Below are 6,373 nucleotides of genomic sequence, written 5' to 3'. Positions count from 1 at the left end.
GATGTTGCTGCGTAGGTGCCGCCCGGAGTACACCTCGTCGCCCGCGAACCAGCGTGCCTGCACGCCGGCCGCGAGCGCGCCGGCGACCATGACCACCGCCTGCTGCGGCTTGGTGGCGAACACGGTCTCCTCGGGCACCCCGGCCCACTCGCGGCGTTCCTCGTCCGCGGCCCAGTCCGCCGGGAGGTAGAGCGCCCGGTCGATGACCACCCGCGTCGTCGGCGTGACCGCCGCCAGATGCACCGCCACCTGGCACAGTCCGACCGCGCCGAGGGCGCCGGAGTACTGGTGGCCGGCGCCGACGCAGTCCTTGGAGGACTTGGCGTCCCCCGTTTCGTCGGCCACCGACACCACGTCCTGGCCCGCGAGTTCGTCCGATACCAGGCGGGCGACGGCGTCCCGTGCCGCAGTGTGATCGAACCGGGCCCGGGAGAGCAGGTGCTGCAGTCGATGCGGTCCGGGATGTCCCAGCGCCTGAGCCAGCGTCCAGCAGTTCCGCGTGTCCACTTCCAGCAGCAGCCCAGCGGTCAACTGCGCGGCCGTGGCGCGGGCTTCACGTCGCGCGAAGCAGTCCGCGATCGCCTCCATCGCCGCCCCGAACGCCGTGGCCCACGCCTGCTCGGCTGTGGTGGCCTCCACGGCCACCGCGTCCTTGATCGTCGTCACAAACGTTCATGATCACGGTGGCCGTCCTCATGCCCTCAGCAGCCCCCGGCGAGACGCTGACCAGCACGGACGACGGAACTACAGCTGCCGTGACGGAACGGCGACACCCCGGCGGGTGGGAGGGCGTGGCGTGCATTATCCGGTGACGAGAGGACGTGGCGCAGGTGGCGCAAGGCGCTGCGGCCGGTACTGGCTCGGTATGGATCGCCCGTTGGCCCGTCCCAGGGCCTGGCGCATCGCCTGGTATTGCAGGTACGAGTCGCTGAGCGCTTTGCGGAGCTGGTTTACTTCCTCTATCAGCTCCTGTTCCCGTGCCGCGGATGCGGCGGGGGTGGTCTCGAGGCCGGTTCTGCCGGCCTCGATGAAGCGTTTCTTCCATATGCTTATGGCCTGCGCGGAGACGCCGGCTTCCCGGGCGGCTTCAGCGGCTGTGATCTCTCCGGACAGGATGGACAGAAGGAGGGTGACTTTCTCCTCGGGTGGCAGCGCGGGCGGTCTGGGCACAGTAGGTCTCCACGTGGTTCTTGTGTCGCGTCATATTGCACAGATCGTCCAGCCGGCGAGGGCCGGACGGCACACGATCTCCTCGACGACTTGATCCACATCCCCCTGGGCCGGGGAAGCCGGCGAGGTGACCGCGATGACGGCAGCGCGTGCCGTGCACTCCACGATGGAGGCCTTCCACTGAGGCGGCAGCAGGGCGATCAGTCTCACCGCCGCAGTCTCGGGAGCTGCTCCCAAGGGTGCGTGCTCGGAGGCCTCGATGCGAAAGCGTCGGGGAGTGGTCATGGTGTCCTTGCCTTTCGAAGTGGCGTCTGTGGTGTCGGCCTTTGATGCCGCGGATTGTGCCCGGCTCGCAGGTGTGCGCCCAGAAGCCCCCGGACGGCTCACCCCCAGTCATGCACGTCTGCCGAGTCCAGAACCACGCCCAGGATGTCCTGCACCGTCTCGACGGCATCGGTGATTTGGGCGGTGCAGCAGGATCCGTTCGCAACTGCGGACTGCGGTGCGGCATCATCCGCGTTCGCCGTGCCCGAGCCCGCGAGACACAGAGCGACGGCGGTGAGGGCGGACAGAGCGATCTTCTTGGCGTACGAGCGCGGACGACAGGTGCTGCGGCGGCGCGACTGGTTCATTTTTCTCCCCCTGGCCGAATACTCGGTTCGGACTCCCCCGTGGGGCCCGCACCGAGAACTCTGCCGTTCTGGAGGGTGATGTTGGGGCTGCGGGGCGTGCACCTTGATGCACGCGGGCGTGCCGCATGCTGCATGAAGTTTGAAACGCCAGGTTCTGGAGCCTGCACCCGCCGAGGGAGGACGAACAGCGCGTGAATGATCATCGGCTGTGAAGGTTGAAGTGAGGAATTGAGTACGTAGTCTGTCGTTGTGCATGTCTTGCGGAACCTCGGTTTCTTGCATCGGACGTGCCTGCGCGTGCGTGCGAAGAATGCCTACCGGGGGGGCTATGCAAGCAAATATGCGTTTTCTCGGTGTCGAGACCGAGGTGGAAGAGGCCTACCGGGCTCTACTCCAAGCCGGTGACGCTCTTCCCGAGGAGCTGGCCCGCCGCTGCGGCAGCAAGGCAGCGCCTATGGAAGAGATCTGCCAGCAACTGGTCGAGTCCGGTCTGGCCCAGTCCTCTGACAACGGTGTCCTGACGCCGCTGTCGCCGGCCAAGGCCATCGAAGGACTGGTGACGGCCGCGGTCGAGAAGCTCCAACAGAGCCTGCGGAGCGAGGTCCACACCAGCGGGATCGTCGACACCCTGATCGCGGAGCGGCGCGCCTCGTCCCTCAACGATCACCTGGGTGCCGGCCAGTCCGTGCAGCTGACGGGCATGACGGCGGTAAGGGCGGCCATCGACGAGCTGACGTTCTTCACCTGGAACGAGAGTCTTACCACCAACCCCCGAGGCGTGCTGAGCCAGGAGAGCATCGCTCACGCGCGTCCCATAGACGAGCGGGTGCTGCGACGGGGGGTGCGCATGCGCACCGTGGTGGGGCACGCTGCCCGCGAAGACGCGCCCACCATGGCTTACCTGCGGGAACTGTCAGACATGGGCGCCTCTATCCGGGTGGCGCGCGATCCGATCGAGCGCCTGATCATCTGTGACCGGGCTGCGGCCCTGACGCCGCTGGATCCCGCGCACACCGCGAAAGGCGCGATCATGACCCGCGAACCCGGGCTGGTTGCCGCGCTGGTGTCGTTGTTCGAGCGCATGTGGCGCAGCGCCGATCCTTTGACTCCGCAGGGCATGGAGAGCACCGACCAGCGGGTGGACTCGGTGACGGTGCTGGAACGAAGGATTCTGCAGTCGCTGTGCACCGCGGACAAGGACGAGGTGGGCGCGCGCGAGGTGGGCATCGCGCTGCGTACGTATCGCAAGCATGTGGCGGCGCTTATGCGCCGCCTGGATGCGAGCAACCGCTTCCAGGCCGCCCTTCTCGCGCGCGAGCGCGGCTGGATCTAAGGGGCAGCCCGGAAGCGGAGAGCGCTAGCTGAAGGCAGCCACAGTGACCGGCGGCGTGTCATCGGCGGTGCGCCGACGCTCCAGGTAGGACAGCAGAGGGCCGGTCATCGCGGTGGTGGCCAGGGCCATGACCACCAGGGACAGCGTCATGGGGCCGGTCAGGATGCCCGCGCTCACGCCGGCCTGCAGCACGATGAGCTCGGTCAGACCGCGGGTGTTCATCAGCACCCCCACCTCGCGCGCCACCACGGGGGACTGGCCCGCCAACCGGGTGCCGGCGTAGCCACCCAGGATCTTGCCGATCACGCCCAGAGCGAGGGTGAGAAGGAGCAGTGACCAGGAGGCGGCTCCGTACGAGCGGCTGAGCACGCTCACGCCGGTCACCACGAAGAAGACCGGAACCAGGAAACGCCCGGTCTTCGACACGGTGTCCACCACCGGGGCCCACGGCGTCCGTGCACCAGAGGGCACGGCGAAGCCGACCAGCGCAGCGCCGAGGATGGAGGTCATGCCCAGGTGCTCCATGGCGTATCCCATGCCGCAGGCGGCAACGGCCAGGAATACGACCATTACTTGCCGGCGGCGCAGCAGCCACTGCGCGGCTCGAGAGCGCAGCACACCGCGCAGGATGATCATGAACACCCCGCCGAGAGCCAGTGCTATCAGGCAGTGGATGAGCCCCTGCGCGGTGCGCGCGTTCAGGCACAAGGCCAGGGTGAGCAGAATCCATCCCGCGGAATCGATCAGGACAGCGGCCGCCATGGTCAGGGCACCGCTGGGGGTGTCCTGCATCTTCCGGGCGGCAAGGATGCGCGCCATGACCGGCACCGCGCTGATGGACAGGGAGACAGCGGTCATCAACACGAAGGCGGCAAGCGGCGCGTTGCCCCGCACTGCCGGATGGGCATAAGCGGTGATCCACCACGCCAGCAGGGCTCCGGCCAGCAACGACGGCACCAGGGAGCCGATGGCGACCCACGCCATGGCTCCCTTGCCGGGTCGCCTCGCGCTGCTGCGCAAGTGGTGCGCCAGGCCGACCAGGTAGAGCGCGAGTGCGCCCTGGCCAAGCAGCTTGAGTGCTTCGAGGATGTGCCCCGGCAGCAGAAAGTCGAAGGTGTTATGCCCGACCAGAGCCAGCAGGAGCGGTCCCGCCAGGAGGCCGGCGCTGATCTCGCCGATGACGTCGGGCTGCCGCAACCGGTGGGCGACGCGGCGTCCGCCGTGGGCCAGCAGCAGCGTGAGCAGGAGAGCAGCGATGATGTGGGCGAAGGTGAACAGGGAAGAGGTCATGGGTGCACCTGTCCTGGGTCAGGCGACCAGCGCGTGGCGCCAACGCACCACGGAGCCGATCTTGAGGACGGAGTTGGCGTAGATGCGGGCGGCCAGCCAGACACAGGCGCTGGTCGCGACCACCATCAAGGCGGCGGCGACGAGCTGCTGGAGGAGGGAGACGTTGCCGACGCTGGCCTGCAGTGGCATCAACAGCCCGGAGAAGGGCGGCACGTACTGGACGATGCCGACCCAGCCGGCGTTGAGGTCGCCGGCGGCTGCGGCGGCGATGCCGACCGGTGCCAGGGCCAGGACCATGACGGGCATGAGGACCGCCTGCAGGTCCTCGGGGCGGGAGACCAGCGAGCCGGCGGCGGCGAAGAGGTAGGCGAACAGAGTGAAGGTCAAGAGGAACCACAGGGTCGCGCTGATGAGCGCGGCCGTGGAGGGAAGGCCTTCGGCCTGGTCGCCGAACATGGACCGGGCGCCCACCACGGCAGCGACCAGGACGACGATCTGCAGTACAGCGGCGGTGCCGATGCCGGCGACCTTGCCCATCATCAGCCGCAGCGGGCTGAGGGTGGCCAGGAGGACCTCGATGACGCGGGTGCTCTTCTCCTCCACGACGCCCTGGGCGACCAGCGATCCCTGGCCGATGATCTGCATGAACAGGACGACGACCATGCTGATGGCGGCGCCGATCTCGGTTCCGTTCGGGCCGTTGCCGCCCACGGTGACCAGGGTGGGGCCGGCCGCGGCGACGTCAAGGTTCAGCTGCTGGGTGTCGATCTGCTGGCGGTCGTAGGCGCGCTGGGTGGCCCAGACCTGAGCCAGCGTGATCGCGGAGGACTTGGCCTGGGTGGGGGTGTCCGTGCGGGTCAGCACGCTCACCCGGGAGCCGGTGATCGTGACGGCGGCGTCCACGTCCTTGTCGGTGACGCGGTCGCGGGCCGTCTGCTCATCGGCGCAAGAGGTGAGGCGGATGTCCTCGGGCGGCGTGCCGAAGGAGCTCTGGGCGGCACCGCAGACCGCGACGGTGTGAGTCTTGGGCGCGTTGGCGTAGTACAGGCCGGCGACTAGGCCGAAGACGGCGATGACCATGAAGAGCATGCCGATGAAGTAGCCCTTGGACTTCAGCCGTGCGTCGATCTCGCGGCGGTACACCAGCCACACGTCGCCCAAGGTGCCGTTGCGGGGGGTGCTCACTTGCTCGTCTCGCTCTCGCTCGAGGCGGTGGAGGCGTGCGGCTCCACCAGGTCACGGAAAAGCTGGGACAGGGTGGGACGTTCGCGGGTGAGGCGGCGCACCATGCCGTGCTGCATGGCCGCACGCAGCACGCTGTTCTCGTCATGGCCCGGGGCGGCCTCGACGATCAGAGCGGTGCCGTCCTCGTGCGCCTTGTAGGCGGCGATCGCCTCGGTGTGCAGGGGCCAGTCGGGCTCGGCGCCGTCCACCTGCAGAACCAGCGGGGCCTCCTGCTCGCTGCCGCGTAGTTCGTCGAGGGTGCCGCAAGCGGCGAGCCGTCCGGAGCGCACGATGCCGACCTGGTCGCACAGTCGCTCAACGAGGTCGAGCTGGTGGCTGGAGAAGAGCACGGGGATGCCGTCGGCGGCCTTTTCCTGCAGCACTTCGCTCATGGCGTCGACGGCCAGCGGATCCAGGCCGGAGAAGGGTTCGTCCAGCACCAGGACGTCGGGGTCGTGCACCAGCGCGGCGGCCAGTTGGACCCGCTGCTGGTTGCCCAGGCTGAGCGCGTCGACGGCGCTGTCGCGGTGTTGGGCGATGCGCAGCCGGTCGGTCCAGCGCAGCATGGCCTGGCGGGCCTCGTGGGCGGAAAGGCCGTGCAGGCGGCTGAGGTAGGTCAGCTGGGCGGAGACGGTCATCTTCGGGTAGAGGCCGCGCTCTTCTGGCATGTAGCCGAAGTGGACGGCGGCGGTGGGCAGTGGGGGGGGTTGGCCATGGGCCCACC

8 protein-coding genes are annotated in these 6,373 nt (G+C 68.5%); 1 reads left to right on the top strand and 7 read right to left on the bottom strand.

The window, feature by feature from the left end; genetic code table 11:
* From ACRWND_RS30060 to ACRWND_RS30045, 4 genes are all read right to left on the bottom strand, one after another.
* On the bottom strand, positions 1 to 666 hold a 666-nt coding region (locus ACRWND_RS30060; protein WP_431955012.1), incomplete at its 3' end, for an IS701 family transposase.
* Between the two features lie 135 nt (positions 667 to 801).
* A complete protein-coding gene (locus ACRWND_RS30055; protein ID WP_431955010.1) occupies positions 802 to 1,170 on the bottom strand; it encodes a transposase in 369 nt (122 codons plus the stop codon).
* 30 nt (positions 1,171 to 1,200) lie between these two features.
* Positions 1,201 to 1,455 carry a hypothetical protein gene (locus tag ACRWND_RS30050; RefSeq protein ID WP_431955008.1) on the bottom strand — a complete coding sequence of 85 codons (255 nt, stop codon included), beginning with the start codon at positions 1,453 to 1,455 and terminating at the stop codon, positions 1,201 to 1,203.
* 98 nt (positions 1,456 to 1,553) lie between these two features.
* A complete protein-coding gene (locus tag ACRWND_RS30045) occupies positions 1,554 to 1,802 on the bottom strand; it encodes a hypothetical protein (protein ID WP_431955006.1) in 249 nt (82 codons plus the stop codon).
* A 340-nt stretch (positions 1,803 to 2,142) separates the two neighbouring features.
* Here ACRWND_RS30045 and ACRWND_RS30040 point away from each other — a divergent pair, with 340 nt between their 5' ends.
* The gene (locus tag ACRWND_RS30040; protein ID WP_431955004.1) at positions 2,143 to 3,135 is read left to right on the top strand and encodes a helix-turn-helix transcriptional regulator; all 993 of its coding nucleotides are present in this window, start codon (positions 2,143 to 2,145) and stop codon (positions 3,133 to 3,135) included.
* Positions 3,136 to 3,159: 24 nt separating this feature from the next.
* On the opposite strand, the gene ACRWND_RS30035 is transcribed toward ACRWND_RS30040, so the two are convergent.
* The 3 genes from ACRWND_RS30035 to ACRWND_RS30025 form a co-directional block, all read right to left on the bottom strand.
* Positions 3,160 to 4,425, bottom strand: coding sequence for a cation:proton antiporter (locus ACRWND_RS30035; protein ID WP_431955002.1), 1,266 nt, complete (start codon positions 4,423 to 4,425; stop codon positions 3,160 to 3,162).
* 18 nt (positions 4,426 to 4,443) lie between these two features.
* Positions 4,444 to 5,610 (bottom strand): ABC transporter permease, encoded by a 1,167-nt coding sequence (locus ACRWND_RS30030; protein WP_431955000.1) that lies wholly within the window; start codon positions 5,608 to 5,610, stop codon positions 4,444 to 4,446.
* The coding region (locus ACRWND_RS30025) for an ABC transporter ATP-binding protein (protein ID WP_431954998.1) at positions 5,607 to 6,373 on the bottom strand (767 nt) is incomplete at its 5' end. The genes ACRWND_RS30030 and ACRWND_RS30025, both read right to left, overlap by 4 nt.

It is taken from the genome of Actinacidiphila sp. bgisy167, assembly GCF_965342175.1.
Taxonomy (GTDB): Bacteria; Actinomycetota; Actinomycetes; order Streptomycetales; family Streptomycetaceae; genus Actinacidiphila.
This window is presented reverse-complemented; position numbering and strand designations above follow the sequence as displayed.

Coding starts and splice junctions, on each gene's coding strand:
- ACRWND_RS30050 (WP_431955008.1), bottom strand. CDS start 1,455: ATGACCACTCCCCGACGCTTTCGCATCGAGGCCTCCGAGCACGCACCC.
- ACRWND_RS30045 (WP_431955006.1), bottom strand. CDS start 1,802: ATGAACCAGTCGCGCCGCCGCAGCACCTGTCGTCCGCGCTCGTACGCC.
- ACRWND_RS30040 (WP_431955004.1), top strand. CDS start 2,143: ATGCGTTTTCTCGGTGTCGAGACCGAGGTGGAAGAGGCCTACCGGGCT.
- ACRWND_RS30035 (WP_431955002.1), bottom strand. CDS start 4,425: ATGACCTCTTCCCTGTTCACCTTCGCCCACATCATCGCTGCTCTCCTG.